General features: G+C 69.3%; 13 protein-coding genes. 6 read left to right on the top strand and 7 right to left on the bottom strand.

Annotated features, from left to right (window positions below; genetic code table 11):
- Positions 1-34: 34 nt before the first annotated feature.
- The 3 genes from B1991_RS11995 to B1991_RS11985 form a co-directional block, all read right to left on the bottom strand.
- A complete protein-coding gene (locus tag B1991_RS11995; protein WP_136258919.1) occupies positions 35-685 on the bottom strand; it encodes a thiol:disulfide interchange protein DsbA/DsbL in 651 nt (216 codons plus the stop codon).
- 60 nt (positions 686-745) lie between these two features.
- Positions 746-1,624, bottom strand: coding sequence for a thiol:disulfide interchange protein DsbA/DsbL (locus B1991_RS11990; protein WP_136258918.1), 879 nt, complete (start codon positions 1,622-1,624; stop codon positions 746-748).
- 65 nt (positions 1,625-1,689) lie between these two features.
- The gene (locus B1991_RS11985) at positions 1,690-2,358 is read right to left on the bottom strand and encodes a c-type cytochrome (RefSeq protein WP_425466681.1); all 669 of its coding nucleotides are present in this window, start codon (positions 2,356-2,358) and stop codon (positions 1,690-1,692) included.
- A 196-nt stretch (positions 2,359-2,554) separates the two neighbouring features.
- Between B1991_RS11985 and yihA the strand changes: the two genes are divergently transcribed.
- The gene (gene yihA / locus B1991_RS11980) at positions 2,555-3,214 is read left to right on the top strand and encodes a ribosome biogenesis GTP-binding protein YihA/YsxC (protein WP_136258916.1); all 660 of its coding nucleotides are present in this window, start codon (positions 2,555-2,557) and stop codon (positions 3,212-3,214) included.
- Positions 3,215-3,300: 86 nt separating this feature from the next.
- Here yihA and B1991_RS11975 read toward each other — a convergent pair whose 3' ends face one another.
- Positions 3,301-3,792 (bottom strand): GAF domain-containing protein, encoded by a 492-nt coding sequence (locus B1991_RS11975; protein ID WP_136258938.1) that lies wholly within the window; start codon positions 3,790-3,792, stop codon positions 3,301-3,303.
- A gap of 58 nt (positions 3,793-3,850) precedes the next feature.
- Here B1991_RS11975 and B1991_RS11970 point away from each other — a divergent pair, with 58 nt between their 5' ends.
- Together B1991_RS11970 and bioD are read left to right on the top strand one after the other, a co-directional pair.
- Entirely contained in the window at positions 3,851-4,537 is a 687-nt protein-coding gene (locus B1991_RS11970; RefSeq protein WP_136258915.1) for a TMEM175 family protein, read from the top strand.
- Complete coding sequence (gene bioD, locus B1991_RS11965) at positions 4,534-5,217, top strand: dethiobiotin synthase (protein WP_136258914.1); 684 nt, start codon at positions 4,534-4,536, stop codon at positions 5,215-5,217. The genes B1991_RS11970 and bioD overlap by 4 nt, the downstream gene beginning before the upstream one ends.
- A gap of 16 nt (positions 5,218-5,233) precedes the next feature.
- Here bioD and B1991_RS11960 read toward each other — a convergent pair whose 3' ends face one another.
- Entirely contained in the window at positions 5,234-8,722 is a 3,489-nt protein-coding gene (locus B1991_RS11960; protein ID WP_168709634.1) for a S41 family peptidase, read from the bottom strand.
- Positions 8,723-8,866: 144 nt separating this feature from the next.
- Here B1991_RS11960 and B1991_RS11955 point away from each other — a divergent pair, with 144 nt between their 5' ends.
- The 3 genes from B1991_RS11955 (at position 8,867) to B1991_RS11945 (ending at position 13,515) form a co-directional block, all read left to right on the top strand.
- Positions 8,867-9,214 (top strand): hypothetical protein, encoded by a 348-nt coding sequence (locus B1991_RS11955; protein WP_136258912.1) that lies wholly within the window; start codon positions 8,867-8,869, stop codon positions 9,212-9,214.
- A 126-nt stretch (positions 9,215-9,340) separates the two neighbouring features.
- Positions 9,341-11,551 (top strand): peptidyl-dipeptidase Dcp, encoded by a 2,211-nt coding sequence (gene dcp, locus B1991_RS11950; protein ID WP_136258911.1) that lies wholly within the window; start codon positions 9,341-9,343, stop codon positions 11,549-11,551.
- Positions 11,552-11,688: 137 nt separating this feature from the next.
- Positions 11,689-13,515: a monovalent cation:proton antiporter-2 (CPA2) family protein gene (locus B1991_RS11945; protein WP_136258910.1), complete on the top strand. Its 1,827-nt coding sequence runs from the start codon at positions 11,689-11,691 to the stop codon at positions 13,513-13,515.
- 15 nt (positions 13,516-13,530) lie between these two features.
- On the opposite strand, the gene B1991_RS11940 is transcribed toward B1991_RS11945, so the two are convergent.
- The gene (locus B1991_RS11940) at positions 13,531-16,965 is read right to left on the bottom strand and encodes an ankyrin repeat domain-containing protein (protein ID WP_136258909.1); all 3,435 of its coding nucleotides are present in this window, start codon (positions 16,963-16,965) and stop codon (positions 13,531-13,533) included.
- 71 nt (positions 16,966-17,036) lie between these two features.
- Entirely contained in the window at positions 17,037-17,330 is a 294-nt protein-coding gene (locus B1991_RS11935; RefSeq protein WP_136258908.1) for a YcgL domain-containing protein, read from the bottom strand.
- Positions 17,331-17,426 lie beyond the last annotated feature (96 nt).

The following is a 17,426-nucleotide window of genomic DNA, read 5'->3' as shown; positions in this document are numbered from 1 at the left end:
CGATCCACCGCGTCGCAGGGCCGCCTGGCGCCGGTTACTTGCCGGCCAGTTCGCGCTTGGCCAGCCATAGCGCCACCGCCATCATGTGCTCGTGCGAGCGCACCGTGGCAATGCGGTACTTGCCGTCGACCACCAGGGTCGGCGTGCCGTCGACCTGCCAGGTGCGCAGCAGGTCGAGGTCGTGCTTCATCTTCTCGGTGGTTTCCGGCGCCATCGCGATGCGCATGAACTCGTCGCGGTTGACCCCTTCGCGGGCGTAGAAATCGGCCAGCTCGTCCATCGAGTTGATCGGGTAGTGCTCGCCGAACTTGGCCACGAACAGCTGCAGGTGGGTGCGTTCGACCACGCCCAGCTGTTTCGCCGCGTAGTAGGCCCGCGCGAACGGCACCCACTGCTGGTTGAACGGCGCCGGCAGCAGCTTGAACTCGACCCCGGCCGGCAGTTCCTTGCGCAGCTTTTCGGCGTCCGGCGCGAACTGCGCGCAATGGATGCAGCCGTAGGAGAACACCTCGACCAACTCGACCTTGCCGTCGCTGCCGTAGCGCTGGTGCGGGGAGGGCAGGGTGACGTAATCGGTGCCCTCGACGTACGGCGCCGGGTCGCTGGATTGCGCAGTGCAGGCGCTGGCCAGCAGCAGGCCGGCGAGCAGGGCCAGGACGGGCAGGCGGGCGTATCGCTTGAACATCGGGTCGTTCTCCACGCGGGTGGCGGCGCGCCGCCGCACGCGCCGGGTTGTGCTGGCGGCTTACTTGCCGGCCTGTTCCTTGGCGACCAGCCACTGGGTCAGCTCGATCGTCTGGGCATAGCCGCCGGCCGTGCTCGGTCCGTAGCGGTACTTGCCGTTGACGACCATCGACGGCGTGCCGTCGATGCCGTACGCCTTGATCAGATCATCGGCACGCTTCATCCTGGTGTTGACCGAGAACGAGTTGGCGACCGCGACGAACTCCTTCGGATCCACGCCGAACTGCGCGTAGAACTTCGCGATGTCCTCGATCGTGGGCCACGCTTCCTTCGGCTTCAGGCCGGTGCCCTTGAGGTTGTATGTGGCCGTTTCGCCGGTTTTCCAGGTGGCGTCGAACATCGCGTCATAGCTCTTCTCGGCCACGCCCAGCGCCTGTGCCGCATAGAACGCGCGCTGGTAGACCACCCAGTTCTCGTCCGGACGGAATGCCGCGGGCAGGTAGTTCATCACCGCGCCGGCGGGCAGGCTCTTGCGGATCTGGTCGGCCGTGGCGTGGAACGCGTTGCAGGCCGGGCAGCCGAAGGAGAACACCTCGGTCACCTCGATCTTGCCGGGGTGGCTGGTCGGCTGCGCCGGTTCGATCAGGAAATAGTTCTTGCCCTCGACCCACTTGCCGTTGTCGACGAAGGGAACCGCCGGTGCGGCAGCGGTCGGCGCGCTTTCGGCCGGGGCGGGCGCGGCGCTGACGGCGGTGGCCGGCGCGCTGCTGTCGTCGACGGCAGGTGCACTGGTCGCCGGTGCCGGTGCGCTGGCCGGGGTCGCTGGGGCGGTCATCGTGCTGCTGGCGGCGGGCGCGGCGGCCGGTTGGCCCTCGTCATGGCTGCTGCAGGCGGCGAGGGCGAGCAGGATGACGCAGAGAATCGGAAGACGCTTGAACATGACCACCTCGAATCGGTGAAACGGGAGACGCGCCGCGCGGGCCGGGGTCGGCGCGACGAACGCGGTCAGGGTGTGGCGGCAGCTGCGGGCTCGCTTTCGGCGGAGTGCAGGCCTTCGATATAGCTGGCCAGCGCGGCGATGTCCCTGGCGTCAAGTTTCGCGGCGATCGCGGGCATGATCTGCGAGCGGGTGTCGGTGCCCCAACTGGTGCCGTCGTGCCAGGCCTTCAGCGTGGCCTCCACGTACTGCGCGTGCTGGCCGGCCAGCTGCGGGTACATCGCGCCCGGGTTGCCGCGGCCGTCGATGCTGTGGCAGGCCATGCAGGCCGGGATGCCGCGCGTGCTGTCGCCCTGGCGGAACAGGGTCTCGCCGGGCTCGACCAGCGCCTGGTCGGCCACGCCCGGACGCGATTTCTGGCTGGCGAAATAGGCGCCCAAGTCGTGCATGTCCTGCACCGACAGCGGGGTGGCCATGCCCAGCATGATCGGGTTCTGGCGCTGGCCGGACTTGAAGTCGGTCAGCTGGCGCACGATGTACTGCTCGCTCTGCCCGGCCAGTTTCGGGTACTGCGCGTCGGCGGAATTGCCGTCCATGCCGTGGCAGGCGCCGCAGACGGCGGCCTTGGCCTGGCCGGCGGCGGCATCACCCGGCTTGACGGCCACGTCGGCCACGCTGGCCGGAGCCGGCGCTGCGGCGCTCGCAGAGGCGGCGGGAGCCGGCGCTTCCTGGGCCATCACGGCCGTAGCGGACAGTGCCAGCGCGAGAGCCAGGGCGGACCCGAGCGCGGCGGGCCGAAAACCAGCAGAGCGAAAACTCATACACTTGACTCCCGAGAGACTTGCGAACACTGCCGACGGCGCACCGAAACGAAGCGGTGGGCAGAAACCGCAGAATTATCCCGTGCCCATCCACCTTGGTCAAACCGCTCCCATGCCCAATCCCCTCCAGGGCGCGCAGTTCATGCTCGCCGCGCACCGCCTCAGCCAGCTGCCCGCCGACGAGGGCGCCGAGGTGGCGTTCGCCGGCCGCTCCAATGCAGGCAAGTCCAGCGCGCTCAATGCGCTGACCAATCACAAGGGCCTGGCGCGTACCTCGAAGACGCCGGGACGCACCCAGCAGATGGTCGCCTTCAGCCTGCCGCCGCCCAGGGATGGATCGCCGGAGCAGGCGTCGCAGCCTGCCAGGCGCCTGATCGACCTGCCCGGCTACGGCTACGCCAAGGTGCCGCTGGACATGCGCGAGCATTGGAAACAGGAGATCGACGCCTACCTGCACCGCCGCCGCAGCCTGCGCGCGCTGGTGCTGATCGTCGACATCCGCCACCCGCTGAAGGAATTCGATCGCCTGATGCTGCAGTTCTGCGCCGACACCGGCCTGCCCTGCCACGTGCTGCTGACCAAGGCCGACAAGCTCTCGCGCGGCGCCGCCAGCCAGGCCCTGGCTGCCTTGCGCAAGCAGTTTGCCGCCGAGGGACTGCACGCCAGCGCGCAGGTGTTTTCGTCGTCCGCCGGCACCGGCGTGGACGAGGCGCGCAACGCGGTGGCGAACTTGCTGCAACAGCCGCGACCCGACCATCCCGCGCAGTCGTAGGAGCCCGCTCGCGGGCGATGCCCTTGCGCCGGAAACGGGGAATCGCGGGAGCACCACCCGCGAGCGGACTCCTGCATGGGGAGTGCTCAGCCGCTGATGGCTTCCAGGAACACCGCGCACAACGCTTCCATCCCGGCGCGGTCGTCCTCGTCGAAGCGGTCGGTGACCGGGCTGTCGACGTCCCACACGCCGAGCAGCGAACCATCGCGGCGGACCAGTGGCACCACGATCTCCGATTGCGAGGCCGCGTCGCAGTAGATGTGGTTGGGGTGCGTGCTGACGTCGCGCACCAGCTGGGTCTGGCGCTCGCTCGCCGCGGTGCCGCAGACGCCACGGCCGAGCGCGATGCGGATGCAGGCCGGCTTGCCCTGGAACGGTCCGACGACCAGCTCGGTGCCGTCGAACAGGTAGAACCCGGCCCAGTTCAGCTGCGGCAGGCCGTGGTAGACCAGCGCGCTGAAATTGGCCGCGTTGGCGATCAGGTCCGGCTCGCCCGCGAGCAGGCCGCGCGCCTGCTGCGCCAGGTGCTGGTAGAGCTCGGGCTTGCTGGCGGTGGCCAGGGGCGTGGCGTTGAACATCGTGGTTTCCGTGGTGAAACGCATATCATGCGCCGAATCGTCGTGACGAGAATGCCACATGGGCCTGGTCGAGCAGCGCGAGGGGACGGAAGCGGGGCGACTGGATGCGTTCGTGGACGGCGCGTTCGCCTTCATCCTGACCTTGCTGCTGATCGGTGGCGCCTCGATCCCGGACAGTGCGGCGAAGCTGCTGCACGCGCTCGGCGGCGTGCCGGCATTTGCCGCGTGCTTTTTCCAGGTCGCCTTTTTCTGGCACGGCCACGTGCGCTGGCGCAGGCTCTGTCCGCGGGATGAGGCGGCCGGACGCTGGTGGTCGTTGCTGCTGGTGTTTTTCGCGCTGATCTTCGTCTATCCCCTGCACATGGTGTTTGCCGGGGTGTTCTCCTGGCTGAGCGGCGGCCTGCTGCCCAGCGACTTCGCGCCCGTCGGCGGCCCGATCGACATGCGCATCCTGTTCGCCTGCTACGGGCTGGCCTACGCCTGCATGGCAGGCACGCTGGCACTACTGTTTGTGCACGCGGCAGGCAGCTCGGCACGGCAGGGGCTGGATAATCTGGGCGCGCGCCGCGAGATGCGCGTGTGGAGCGTGCCCGCGCTGGTTGGCCTGGCCTCCGCGCTGACCGCCCTGCTGCTGCCGTTGTCGGCGCCAGGGTGGATGTGGGCGATTCCCGGCATGATGTATTCGCTGCTGTTCCTGATCGGGCCGGTGGTGAACCGCTTCAACCGGCGCTACGTGCCAGCATGAGCAGGAGCGTCTTCATCGCCGGCACCGATACCGGCATCGGCAAGACCTTTGTGTGCTGCGCGCTGCTGCGTGCCTTGCGCGCCGACGGCCTGCGCGCGGTGGGCATGAAGCCGGTGGCCAGCGGCTGCGTGGCGACACCCGACGGCCTGCGCAACGACGATGCGCTGGCCCTGATCGAGGCCAGCGCACCGCGTCCGGATTACGCGAGCTGCAATCCGTTCGCCTTCGGCGAAGCGGTGTCGCCGCACCTCGCCGCCGCCGCCGAGCATGCCGAGGTGACCCTGGCGCCGATCGAGGCGGCGCATGCGCAACTGGCCGGCGGTGCGGACGTGGTGGTGGTCGAGGGGGTCGGCGGGTGGCTGGCGCCGCTGGCGCCGACGCTGCTGGCCAGCGCCTTGCCGCAGGCGCTGGGCCTGCCGGTGATCCTGGTGGTCGGCTTGCGGCTGGGCTGCCTCAATCACGCGCAACTCGGTGCACGGGCGATCGTGGCCGACGGCTGCAACCTGCTGGGCTGGGTCGGCAATGCGGTCGACCCGGCGATGGAACGGCGCGAGGACAACCTCGCCACCCTGCGCCGGCTGTTGCCGGCGCCATGCCTTGGTGTGATCGATCACGGTGCCGGTGCTGCGGCGGCAACGGCGGCGCTGGCAGACGCCGTCGCCGCCTTGCGCACGCCGTAGCCGCCGGCCCGCGCGGTCAGCCGGCGGGCGGTGGCGCGGTGGCGGATGCCGGCCGCATCGCCGGCGGCGCCTTGTCCACCCCCGGTGGCTGCGGCGGCAGGGTCAGCGGATGCGCCTGGATCTCCTTGCCGAGCACCTCGATCGCCTTGTCGAGCTGCGGGTCCTTGCCGGCGAGCTGTTGCGACACGTCCTCGTTCACCACGATGTCGGGTTCGACGCCGTGGCCCTCGACCACGTACTTGCCCTCGAAGTTCACGATCGCGGCAAACTGCGGTATCGATACCGAACCGCCGTCCATCAACGGACCCCAGTCGGTGATGCCGACCACGCCACCCCAGGTGCGCGTGCCGATCAGCGGCCCGAGCTTCGCCTGCTTGAACATGTACGAGAAGATGTCGCCATCGGACGCGGTGGTGCCGTTGCTGAGCGCCGCCAGGTGACCCAGCGGCGTCGCACCCGGGTAGGTGCCGGTGATCGACGTGCCGCGGAAGTAGTTGTACGCCAGCAGCTTGCGCGACAGCCGCTCGATCATCGTCTGCGACATGAAGCCGCCGCCGTTGTCGCGCACGTCGATGATCAGGCCCGGCTTGCGCAGTTGCGGATAGAACCACTTGATGAACTCGCGTGCACCGTCCTCGCCCATGTCGGGGATGTGCAGGTAGCCGATCTTGCCGTCGCTGGCCTTGGCCACGTACTGGCGGTTCGCCTGCACCCAGTCGTAATAGTGCAGCGGCATCTCGCTGGAGATCGGCTTGAGCAGCACGGTCCGCGCGCCGTCCGGCGACGGCCGCGTGTTGACCGTGAGTTGCACCAGCTGGCCCGGGGCGATGCGCAGCAGGCGATACGGGTTGTCGCCTGCGGTCAGCGGCACGCCGTTGATCGCCAGGACGTAATCGCCGGCCTTCACCTCCACGCCGACCTGGGTGAGCGGCGAGCGGTAGCGCGGTTCGTCGTTCTCGCCCGGGAACACGTGGGCGATGCGGTAGTGCCCGCTGGCGGCATCGAGTTCGAAGTCCGCGCCGAGCAGGCCTACGTGCGGCTTGTCCGGCAGGCCAAGGTCGCCGCCGGCGACATAGGTGTGCGAGTTGGACAGCTCGGCGATCATCTGGCCGAGCACGTAGTTGAGGTCGGTGCGATCGCCCACGTACGGCAACAGCGACTCGTACTTGGCGCGGATCGCGTTCCAGTCGTAGCCGTTCATGCTGGTGACGTAGAAATAGTCGCGGTAGCGCCGCCACACGTCGTTGAAGATCTCGGCGTATTCCGCCCTGGGGTCGACGCGCGCGAACAGGCCGTCGAGCTTGACGTCCTTCGGATCGGGCTTGTCGGCATCCAGGTCGACCGCCTTGTAGTCCTTGCCGTCGCGCACCAGCAGGGTGCTGCCGTCGCGCGACAGCGCCAGAACACCGGTGCCGTCGACCGGCTTGTCGTAGGTGTAGACCTTGTCCGCCTTGTGCTGCTTGAACGACCACGACTCGATCCGGGTCGGCACGGCGCTGTCGCGGCCCAGGTACTGCGCGCCGGTGCTGGCGTACAGGATCGCCTTCGTCGTCACCGCCAGCCAGCGGATGTTGTCGGGCTCGATCGGCGCGCGCATCAGGCGCTGGCCGATGCCGTCGAAGTCGATGCGGTCGTCGATCTGCGCCGGCGGCTTGGGCTTGGCCTCGTCCTTGCCGTGGTCTTCAGCGGATTTGTCCGCCTGCCCCTGGTCGCTGCCGGTCGCCTCGTCGTTGCGCGGGGCGAACGGATTCGCCAGCTTGTCGCGCAGGGCGTAGGCGAGGATCTGGGTGCTGCGGCTGGTGGCGTAGTCCAGTTCCACGCCGGACATCTGCGGGGCCCACTCGCGGTCGCCGAGGAAGTACAGGTACTTGCCGTCGGGCGAGAATGCCGGCGCATACGCGTTCTGGTACTCGCGGCCGAGTTCGGTGGCCTTGCCGGAGCCGACGTCGTACACCATCAGCCGCGCGAGCAGGGTGTCCTTGTCGGTCAGCGAGTAGGCCAGGTAGTGGCCGCCGGGCGACCACGCGTAGTCGCGCTGGGACTGGCCGGGATCCTGCGCGATCACCTTGTCGGTGGCGCCGGCGCTGGTACCGATCAGGTGCAGCCGGTTGTTCGAATCCACAAAGGCGAGCTGTTTGCCGTCGGGCGACCACGAGGGCGCGTACAGGCGGCCGAGCACGCCGCGACTCAGCATCAGCGGTTCGCTGCCGTCGGCGTTGCGTACCCACACTTCTTCCTCGCCGCTCTGGTCGGAGATGTAGGCGACGCGCTTGCCGTCGGGCGACCACGCCACTTCGCGCTCGTGCGCACCCGGAGTGTGGGTCAGGTCCAGCGTGATGCCGTGCTTCAGCGGCACGCTGAACACCTCGCCGCGCGCGGTGAAGGCCGCGCGCTTGCCGTTGGCGCTGAGCGCGAAGTCCTCGACGTGATCCTTGACGCTGCGCTCGGACGCGCGCGTGGCGACCAGGTCGCTCGGCACGCGGATGTCGAGCGCGCGGTCGCTCTGGTTGTGCGTGTCGTACAGGTGCAGCACGCCGCCCAGCTCGAACACGATCTGCCCGGCTGCGTCACCGCTGGCCCAGCGCGCGTCGTTGTTCTTGTAGTCGGTCACCTGGGCGGTCTTGCCGTCGCTGGTGTCGTAGCGATACAGGTTGAGGTGCGGGCCGCGGTCGGACAGGAAATAGATGTCCTTGCCAATCCATACCGGATCACGATCGGTATTCGGATCGCTGGTGATGTTCTTCGCCGATTTCGCGGCGAAGTCGTAGACGAACAGGTCCTGTGCCCAGCCGCCCTGGTAGCGGTCCCAGTCGCGGAAGTCGCGGTACTTCGGCGAGTACACGATCTGCTTGCCGTCCGGCGAGTAGCGGCCGACGCCGGCCACCGGCATCGGCAGCGCGGTCGGCAGGCCGCCGGTGGCAGCCACGCTGAACAGTCGCGGATTGGAGATGCTGCGTGCCTCGCGCCACGAGCGGAACAGCACCGACTTGCCGTCCGGCGTCCAGCCGTAGACCTGGTTGTCGAAACCCCAGCGCTGCGGCAGCGGGCCCATCGCCGGATACCAGGTCAGCTGGGTCGGCACGCCACCATCGGTGGCCACCACGTAGACCTGGCTGTCGCCGCCGTACTGTCCGGTGAAGGCGATCTGCCGGCAGTCGGGCGAGAAGCGCGCCGCCATTTCCAGGCCGGGCGCGGCGGTGAGGCGGGTGGCGGTGCCGCCCTGGGTCGAGGCGAGCCACAGGTCGCCGGCGTAGGTGAACACCACGCGTGCGCCGCACACGTCAGGGAAGCGCAGCAGGCGCGTGCCGCTGCCGGCCGTGATGGCGCCGCCGGCACTCGATGCGGTTGCCGGTAGGGATAACGGTGGAGGCGGCGTGGAGGAAGCGCCGGCCGGGGCGACGGGTGCCGATGCCGGTGGCGAGGACGAGGAACAGGCGCCCAGCAGGCCTGCTGTCGCGATGAGCAGGCCGCAGCCTGCAGACCTGATTACACGGACGCCAGTCATGCGTGACATCGGAAGCCCCTGGTTTGGACAAACAGACCGTGATTCATACGCCCTTTCCGGCGGCGGTGCCAGATGCCGCACTCGCCTCGTCGGCTTCACGTCCGCCGTGCTTGAATCGGAATGGAATCCAGCTTGGGAGCCGCCATGCCCCGCAACCGTTACTACCTCTCCATCGCCGACCTCGGCCACGCCCGCGGCGAGGATCCGCGCTTCAGCTACGCCGGCGCCGGCCCGAATGATTTTGCCGGCGCGCTGCAGCAGGCCTTGCGCAACGACGAGTTGTTCCAGCGCTGGCGCGCGGCGCAGCCCGACCCGGATGCGGTGGACGCCAGCCTCGGCAACACCGATCCGGCCGCCGAGGTGACGGCGAAAGTCGCCGACCTGCGCACCGACGTCGAGCTGACCACCGACCTGCCGATGAGCGTGGTGCGCCATCGGCTGTTCCTGCTGATCGGCGGCGGCTGGCAGCTGCGCGACATGCGCGTGGCGTGATTCCGCTGCGCGGATCCGCCGTCCGCAGGTTCCTGCGAACGTTTGGAAAGCGGCGGCCGTATGGGTAAAGTCGGGGACTGCATTTCCATCCCGTCCCGTCGCGGACACCCAACGTTGGGGAACCTGATGCTTCGACTCCGCCTGCTCGTGATTGCCACCACGATCGCCCTCGCCGCCTGCTCGCAATCGCCGGGCGGCGCCGATGTCGCACCCACACCCGCGCCTGCGTCGACGGCGAGCGCTTCCGCCACTGCCCCGGCCGATGCCATGACCAGCAACCCGTTCTTCCAGGCCAGCACGCTGCCGTTCCAGGCGCCGCCGTTCGACAAGATCACCGACGCCGACTACCAGCCGGCGATCGAGGAGGGCATGAAGCAGCAACTGGCCGAGGTGCAGAAGATCGCCGACAACCCCGAGCCGGCCACGTTCGAGAACACCTACGTGGCGCTGGAGAAGACCGGCGTGATGCTCAACCGCGTGATGGCGGTGTTCAACGGCGTCACCGCGGCCAACACCAACCCCACCCTGCAGAAGGTGCAGGAGGAAGAGGCGCCCAAGCTGGCCGCCCACCAGGACGCGATCTATCTCAACGACAAGCTGTTCAAGCGCATCGCGGCGGTCCACGACCAGCGCGACACCCTGAAGCTCGATCCGGAATCCGCGCGGCTGGTGCAGGTGGTCTACGACAACTTCGTGCATGCCGGCGCCAAGCTGTCCGACGTCGACAAGACCAGGCTCAAGGCAATGAACAAGGAGGAGTCCAGCCTCAGCACCGCGTTCACCAACAAGCTGCTGGCGGCGACCAAGGACGCTGCGCCGGTGATCGGCGACAAGGGCAAGCTGGCCGGCCTGAGCGACGCCGAGATCGCCGCGGCCAGCCGCGCCGCGGCGGATCGCAAGCAGGACGGCAAGTACGTGTTGCCGCTGCAGAACACCACCCAGCAGCCCGAGCTGCAGGATCTGGCCGACCGTGCCACCCGCCAGCAGCTGTTCGAGGCGTCGTGGAACCGCGCCGAGCAGAACGACGCCAACGACACCCGCAAGACGATCGAGCGGCTGGCGCAGCTGCGCGCGCAGGAGGCTGCGTTGCTCGGCTACCCGAACTACGCCGCGTGGAAGCTGGAAGACCAGATGGCCAAGACGCCGGCCACCGCGATGGGCTTCATGCAGAAGCTGGCGCCGGCCGCGGTGGCGCGCGCCACGCGCGAAGCCGCCGACATCCAGGCGCAGATCGACCAGGACCAGAAGGCGGCCGGGCAGCCCAGCTTCAAGCTGCAGCCGTGGGACTGGAACCGTTACGCCGAACAGGTGCGCAAGGCCAGGTACGACCTCGACGAGAACCAGATCAAGCCGTACTTCGAGCTCGACAACGTGCTCGAGAACGGCGTGTTCTACGCCGCCAACCAGCTCTACGGGCTGACCTTCAAGGAGCGCAAGGACATTCCGGTGTACCAGCCGGACGTGCGCGTGTTCGAGGTGTTCGACCACGACGGCAAGTCGCTGGCGCTGTTCTATTGCGACTACTTCAAGCGCGACAACAAGGGCGGCGGCGCGTGGATGGACAATTTCGTCGGCCAGTCGAAGCTGATGAACACCAAGCCGGTGATCTACAACGTCGCCAACTTCACCAAGCCGGCCGCGGGCCAGCCGGCGCTGCTGTCGTTCGATGACGTGATCACCATGTTCCACGAGTTCGGCCATGCGCTGCACGGCATGTTCGCCGACGAGCAATACCCGACCCTGTCCGGCACCAACACCGCGCGCGACTTCGTCGAGTTCCCGTCGCAGTTCAACGAGCACTGGGCGACCAATCCCAAGGTGTTCGCCAATTATGCGAAGAACTACCAGACCGGTGCGCCGATGCCGCAGGCGCTGGTCGACAAGATGAAGAAGGCCGGCAAGTTCAACATGGGCTACAACATGACCGAGCTGGTCGCCGCGGCGATGCTCGACATGAACTGGCACATGCTGGGCGCCGACGCACCGGTGCAGGATGCGGACAAGTTCGAGGCCACGGCGCTGAAGAAGGACGGCGTGGACCTGAGCTACGTGCCGCCGCGCTACCGCTCCAGCTACTTCCAGCACATCTGGGGCAATGGCTACGCCGCCGGCTACTACGCCTACCTGTGGACGCAGATGCTGGCCGACGACGCCTTCGTCGAGTTCAAGGACAACGGCGGCCTCACCCGCGCCAACGGCGACCGCTTCCGCAAGATGGTGCTCTCGCGCGGCAACACCGAGGACTTGGCCAGGATGTACAAGGACTGGCGCGGCCAGGACCCCAGCATCGAGCCGATGCTGGAGAACCGCGGCCTGAAGGACGCGCCGAAGAAGTAACCGGCGCGCCCGACGCAACCGGACAGGCCCGCTTCGGCGGGCCTGTCGCTTTTCCGGGACGGAATTCGCTGTCGCCGATGCGGCGCAGGCGGGGCGGCATGGAATAATCGGGCATCCCCGACTGGAGTTGCCGACGCTTGGACAGCCATCATCTGCTGCAGACGGCCCTGGTGTTTTTGCTCGCCACGGTGATTGCGGTGCCGCTGACCAAGCGCTTCCGCCTCGGCGCGGTGCTCGGCTATCTGCTGGCGGGGGTGGCGATCGGGCCGCAGTTGCTGGGGCTGATCCACGACACCTCGGGCGTGGCGAGCATCGCCGAGTTCGGCGTGGTGCTGATGCTGTTCGTGATCGGGCTGGAGCTGTCGCCGCAGAGGTTGTGGGTGATGCGGCGCTCGGTGTTCGGTACCGGCATCGCACAGGTGCTGGCCAGTGGCCTGGCGATCGGCGCGGTCGCGTACTGGCTGTTCGGCCTCGACGGCAAGGCGGCTTTTGTCGTTGGCGGCAGCCTGGCGCTGTCATCCACCGCGTTCGGCCTGCAGATCCTGGCCGAGCGCAAGGAGGCGGGTTCGGCCTACGGGCGGCATGTGTTCGCCGTGCTGCTGTTCCAGGATCTGGCGGCGATTCCGCTGATCGCCGCCTTGCCGCTGCTGGCGGCGTCCTCGGCTTCGCACGTGGAACTGCTCGGCGTGCTGCGCACGATCGCGGTGATCGTCGGCGTGGTGGTCGGCGGCCGCTATGTGTTGCGCGCGGTGTTCCGTTTCGTGGCCAAGGCCGACTCGGTCGAAGTGTCCACCGCCACCGCCTTGCTGGTGGTAATGGGCGTGGCGTGGCTGATGGAACTGGCTGGCCTGTCGGCCACCCTGGGCGCATTTCTCGCCGGCGTGCTGCTGGCCGATTCGGAATACCGGCACGAGATGGAATCGAACATCGAGCCGTTCAAGGGATTGCTGCTGGGGCTGTTCTTCATCAGCGTCGGCATGTCGATGGAGCTGTCGCTGCTGTGGCATCGCCCCGGCCTGGTGCTGACCCTGCTGGCGCTGCTGCTGGCGCTGAAGAGCGTGCTGTTGTGGCCGCTGGGACGCTGGCTGTGCGGACTCAATCGCTCGGACACGCTGCGCCTGCTGGTGCTGCTTGCCGCCGGCGGCGAGTTCGCCTTCGTGGTGTTGCGGCTTGCCGCCGAGCAACGCTTGCTCAGCGTCGCGCAACGCGACTTGCTGATGCTGGTGATCGCCCTGAGCATGGCGCTGACGCCGCTGCTGGTGGTGCTGGCGGCGAAGGCGCTGGACCTGCGCCCGCGTCAGCCGTCGCGCGAGTTCGACACCATCGACACGGCGCCGCCACGGGTGATCATCGCCGGCTTCGGCCGCGTCGGCCAGATCATCGCCCGCGTGCTGCGCGCGCAGGGCATTGCCTTCGTGGCGCTGGAGCATTCGGCCGACCAGGTTGATCTCTCGCGGCGCTTCGGCACCATCAACCTGTTCTTCGGCGACCCGGCGCGGCCGGAACTGCTGCGCGCGGCGCACGCGGCCACCGCCGAGGTGTTCGTGCTGGCCACCGACGACCCGGAGGCGAACCTGCGCACCGCGCGCCTGGTCAAGCGGCAGTACCCGCACCTGAAGATCGTCGCGCGCGCGCGCAACCGCCAGCACGTGTTCCGCCTGCTCGACCTGGGCGTGGACGACCCGGTGCGCGAGACCTTCCATTCCAGCCTCAAGATGACCCGCAAGACGCTGGAGGCGCTGGGCCTGTCGCACGAGCTGGCGGTGGACCGCGTCGAACGCTTCCGCCGCTACGACGAGGACCTGCTGCAGAAGCAGGCGCTGGTCTACGACGACGAGACCAAGCTGATGCAGAGCACCCGCGATGCACTGGTCGACCTGCAGCGCCTGTTCGAGGCCGATGCGGAGCGCGCCGCCGAACGCCAGCGCGACAAGGGCCCGGCCACTCCGGACAGCCCCGAATAAGCGACGTCGGCGCGACTACTCCGCCGGTTGCCGCAGCGTCTGCCGCACGCTGGGAATCGCCTGGCTGCTGCGCGCGCCGAGTTCGTGGGCGATGTCGATGAAGCCGAGTTGGCGCGCCACTTCGGCGGCGGTGCGACCGAAGGCGTCGGTGGCCTGGCGGTCGGCGCCGCGCGAGAGCAGCACGCGGGCCGGGGCGAGCAGGGCGTGCATGGCGCAGGCGTGCAACGCGGTGACGCCACGCTGGTCGGCGTGGGCGACGTGCGCGCCGGCATCGAGCAACGGCGGCACCAGCGCGCCCAGGTGGGTGGCGTCGCCATCGCTGCCGGGCGGCAATTGCGCGCCCAGCAGCAGCAGCAGCGGGGTCTTGCCTTCGCGATCGGCGTGGTTGATCTCGGCGCCGTGCTTGAGCAGGCTGTCGAACAGGCGGCGGGTGCGCAGGCTGTCGTTGTGTTCGAAGCCGAATTGGGCGGCGGCGTGCAGTGCGTTGCGGCCGGAGCTGTCCACCGCCTTGACCTCGGCGCCGGCGGCCAGCAGTTGTTCGGCGATGTCCGGGTAGCCCAGCGCGGCGGCCACCATCAGGGCGGTGGCGTCGTTCGGCAGGCGCTGGTCGACGGCCACCTGGCGTTGCAACAGCAGGGCCACCAGCGCTTCGCGCCGCGCGCTGACCGCGGCGACCAGGGCGGTGACGCCGCTGTGCGCAGGCAGACCGGGGTCGGCACCGGCGTCGAGCAGGCAGGCGGCCACGTCGCGATGACCGGCACCGCAGGCACGCAGCAGCGCGGTGGCGCCTTGCTCGTCGCGGGTGTCGACGGCGAAGCCCAGTTGCAGCAGACGCTGCACTGCGGCCAGCGCACCGGCAGCGGCGGCGGCGGGCAAGTCAGTGCTGCGCAGCGGGCGCTGCGGCAACGGCCAGTCGCGCCAGTCCAGCCAGCGCTCCAGCGCGGGGTGCTCCAGCGCCAGCCCCAGCGGCGTTTCGCCGTGGGTGTCGGCCGCTTCCGGGTCGGCGCCGTGGGCGATCAGGCTGCGCACCAGCGGCAGCGCGGCAGCGCCGTGTTCCAGCGCGGCGAACAGCGGCGTGCGTTGGTCGCCGTCGCGTGCGTTGGGGTCGCAGCCACGCGCCAGCAGCGCCTGCAGCAGGTCGCCGTGTGCGTGGCGGGCGGCCAGGTGCAGTGGCGTGCGCTGGTTCGTGTCCGGGCCGAACGGATCGGCGCCGCGCTCGAGCAGGCCGAGTGGCAGCGCGGTGGCCTGGGCCGCGCCTTCGAGCTGCACCAGGGCCGCGGCCAGCAGACCGCAACCAGCGGGGCTGGCGCCGGCCTGCAGCAGGTCATCGATCGCTTCGGTGGCGTCGGGCAGGCGTTCGAGCAGGGCGTCGAACAGGCGTCGCCCCAGCGGCTCCTGGGTGTGCGCGTCGCCGGTGTCGGGCTCGTCGACGCGTGGCGCTTCCAGCCGGGCCTCGACGGCGAGGCCGTGGTCCAGCAGCCAGCGCCTCGCCGCACCCAGCCCCGGCGTAGCCAGTTCCAGGTAGAGCCGGGCCAGGTCGGCTTGCGGCCAGGACTGCACCCGCTCGCCGAAGGCGGACACGGTAGCCCAGTGGCCGAAGCGGAGCGCGTCGAGCAGGTGCTGCGGCGTATCGGCGCCTTCGTCCAGCAGGTCGTGGCTGAGGTTGGCGGGCAGCGCCGTATCCGGATCCAGTAGCGCAACCAGATCCCAACGGCCGGAGGCGGTGGCGTGATCGAGGGCGCTGCGACCGTCGCCACCGGTGGCCCTGGCGTCGGCACCCAGTTCGAGCAGGGCGCGGACGGTGGCGGCATCGGCGTGCGGCGACTGGCAGGCCAGCATCAGTGCATCGCGGCCATGCTGGTCGCGGGCCAGCGCGTTGGCTTTCGCTTCGGCCAGCCGCTGCACGATGCCGCTGGCGCCGGCACGCGCAGCTTCCATCAGCGCGGTGCTGCCGTGTTCGTCGGCCAGCTTGACGTCGGCGCCGGCGTCGCACAGCGCGCGGGCAATGCGCTCGTGGCCTTCGGCGGCGGCGCCGAGCAGGGCATGGCGCTGGCGCGCGTCGAGGGCGTTGACCGCGGCGCGGTGCTTGAGCAGCAGGGCGACGCCGGTCGGGTCGTCATCGGTGATGGTGGCGGCGGCGACCAGGGCGGGTTCGCCGCCGGCCGGGGCCGGCTTGGCGCCGTGTTCGAGCAGGAACTTCGCCAGCGTCCAGTTGGCGGCGCGGCAGGCGGTGGCCAGCGGGCTCAGGCCGGCCTGGTTGAGTGCGTCGATCGGGGCGGCGGCATCGAGCAGCATCGCCGCGACGCCGGCGTCGGCGCTGAGCACGGCGCCGTGCAGCGGGGTGTTGCCGTCGGCGTCGGTGGCCAGCGGGCTGGCACCGTTGGCGAGCAGCATCAGGACGGCTTCGGCGCGGCCGTGCCAGCTGTCGCGGGTGGCCGCCAGCAGCGGAGTGAGTCCACCACTGGCGCGATTGACGTCGGCGCCGCGGGAGATCAGCGCGCGCAGCAGGCGCGTGTCGGGCAGCAGCGCCGCCAGCATCAGCACCGGGCGCTGGTCGCGGTCGTCGGGCTGCGGCACGGTGTCGCAGGGGGCGCCCACTTCCAGCAGGGCCAGCGCGCGTTCGATGTCGCCGGCACGGGTGGCGGTCAGCAGCGCGGCGGCCTGTTCGGGCGTGCCGGCGGTGCGTTCCGGTTCGCTCAGCACGGGGCGCGGAAATTCGGCGGCGACCGGGTCGGCGTCGCTGCGGCGACGCGGCCGATGGCGTTCGCACAGCATCGCACGCAGGGTGCGGTTGGCCACCACCAGGCAGGCCAGCGGCAGGATCACCAGCGCGTAGATCGCCAGCGCCGCCAGACGCATTTCCTCCGGCAGCATGCCCACCAGTCCGGTCAGTGCGATCGCACTGAAGGCCAGTGCGAGCAGGCACAGCGCCGCGGGCACGAAATGGGTGAAGAAGCGCTCCTCGCGCGACAGGTGCCGGCCGAACGCCATGCTGCGCAGAGTGGCGGTGAAGATCCACGAACCGTCACGCTGCGGCGGGTAGGCGTCGTCCCACACGAACACCAGCCCGAACGCCGGCCACAGCCGCCACAGCGAGACCAGCGCCAGCACCAGTGCGGCGGCCAGCAGCAGCGCGGCACTGAGGCTGGGGCTGTGGCTGAGTTGCAGCATCGGCCAGGCCACCAGCACGAATACCAGCACGGTATAGCCGGTGAACATCACCAGGTGCGCGGCGCCGCGGCGCAGCACGGTGCGCGTGAAGCTCGGTTCCGGATCGAAGCCGATCGCGTGGCAGATGGCCGCCATGGTCAGCGCGTTGGCCAGCAGCAGCGGGATCAGGGTCAGCGGGTGGGTGGTCAAGCCGGCCAGCGCCACGGCCAGCAAGCCGGGAATGAACCAGGCCAGCGCATGCAGGAAGGGAGGGCGGCGGCGGGATTTGGTCTGGGTCATGGCGGCAGTATAGAAATCGTGGACGGTGCAGGCGGTAACCAAGCGTTAACGCGAGCGCGATGATGCGCGATTCACTCCTCCCGATCATTCCGCGGCGAGTGCGTATAAGCGGGATGGTTGGCGGCAGCCAGCGTCTCCTGCGGCGGCAATTGCAGATGCCAGCCTTGCGCACGCAGGTGCTCGAGCACCTGACGGGTGTCTTCCACCGGCAACTTGCGCTCCAGGGTCAGCTGCACCTCCATCACGAAGCGCAGTTCGCCGAGCATCAGGGTCAGTGGCTCGGGCAGTATCCCGAACGCGTCGCGTTCGGCCAGCCACAGATAGGTGTCAGCCTTGGACAGACTGGCATAGACGAAACATTGCATGGCAGCACCGTGGTGGGGCGAGGCGGACGCCCGGAAAGCGAGAGTACCAGCGCCGGCCGGCTAGCCGGCGCGCGGGTTTTTGCCGACCCGGCGGCC

It is taken from the genome of Rhodanobacter lindaniclasticus (assembly GCF_004799035.1).
Lineage (GTDB): Bacteria > Pseudomonadota > Gammaproteobacteria > Xanthomonadales > Rhodanobacteraceae > Rhodanobacter > Rhodanobacter lindaniclasticus.
This window is presented reverse-complemented; position numbering and strand designations above follow the sequence as displayed.

What these genes read in the sequence shown, in the direction of transcription:
- B1991_RS11995 (WP_136258919.1), bottom strand. Translation starts at nt 685, where the DNA reads ATGTTCAAGCGATACGCCCGCCTGCCCGTCCTGGCCCTGCTCGCCGGC.
- B1991_RS11990 (WP_136258918.1), bottom strand. Translation starts at nt 1,624, where the DNA reads ATGTTCAAGCGTCTTCCGATTCTCTGCGTCATCCTGCTCGCCCTCGCC.
- B1991_RS11985 (WP_425466681.1), bottom strand. Translation starts at nt 2,358, where the DNA reads ATGGCCCAGGAAGCGCCGGCTCCCGCCGCCTCTGCGAGCGCCGCAGCG.
- yihA (WP_136258916.1), top strand. Translation starts at nt 2,555, where the DNA reads ATGCCCAATCCCCTCCAGGGCGCGCAGTTCATGCTCGCCGCGCACCGC.
- B1991_RS11975 (WP_136258938.1), bottom strand. Translation starts at nt 3,792, where the DNA reads ATGTTCAACGCCACGCCCCTGGCCACCGCCAGCAAGCCCGAGCTCTAC.
- B1991_RS11970 (WP_136258915.1), top strand. Translation starts at nt 3,851, where the DNA reads ATGGGCCTGGTCGAGCAGCGCGAGGGGACGGAAGCGGGGCGACTGGAT.
- bioD (WP_136258914.1), top strand. Translation starts at nt 4,534, where the DNA reads ATGAGCAGGAGCGTCTTCATCGCCGGCACCGATACCGGCATCGGCAAG.
- B1991_RS11960 (WP_168709634.1), bottom strand. Translation starts at nt 8,722, where the DNA reads ATGACTGGCGTCCGTGTAATCAGGTCTGCAGGCTGCGGCCTGCTCATC.
- B1991_RS11955 (WP_136258912.1), top strand. Translation starts at nt 8,867, where the DNA reads ATGCCCCGCAACCGTTACTACCTCTCCATCGCCGACCTCGGCCACGCC.
- dcp (WP_136258911.1), top strand. Translation starts at nt 9,341, where the DNA reads ATGCTTCGACTCCGCCTGCTCGTGATTGCCACCACGATCGCCCTCGCC.
- B1991_RS11940 (WP_136258909.1), bottom strand. Translation starts at nt 16,965, where the DNA reads ATGACCCAGACCAAATCCCGCCGCCGCCCTCCCTTCCTGCATGCGCTG.
- B1991_RS11935 (WP_136258908.1), bottom strand. Translation starts at nt 17,330, where the DNA reads ATGCAATGTTTCGTCTATGCCAGTCTGTCCAAGGCTGACACCTATCTG.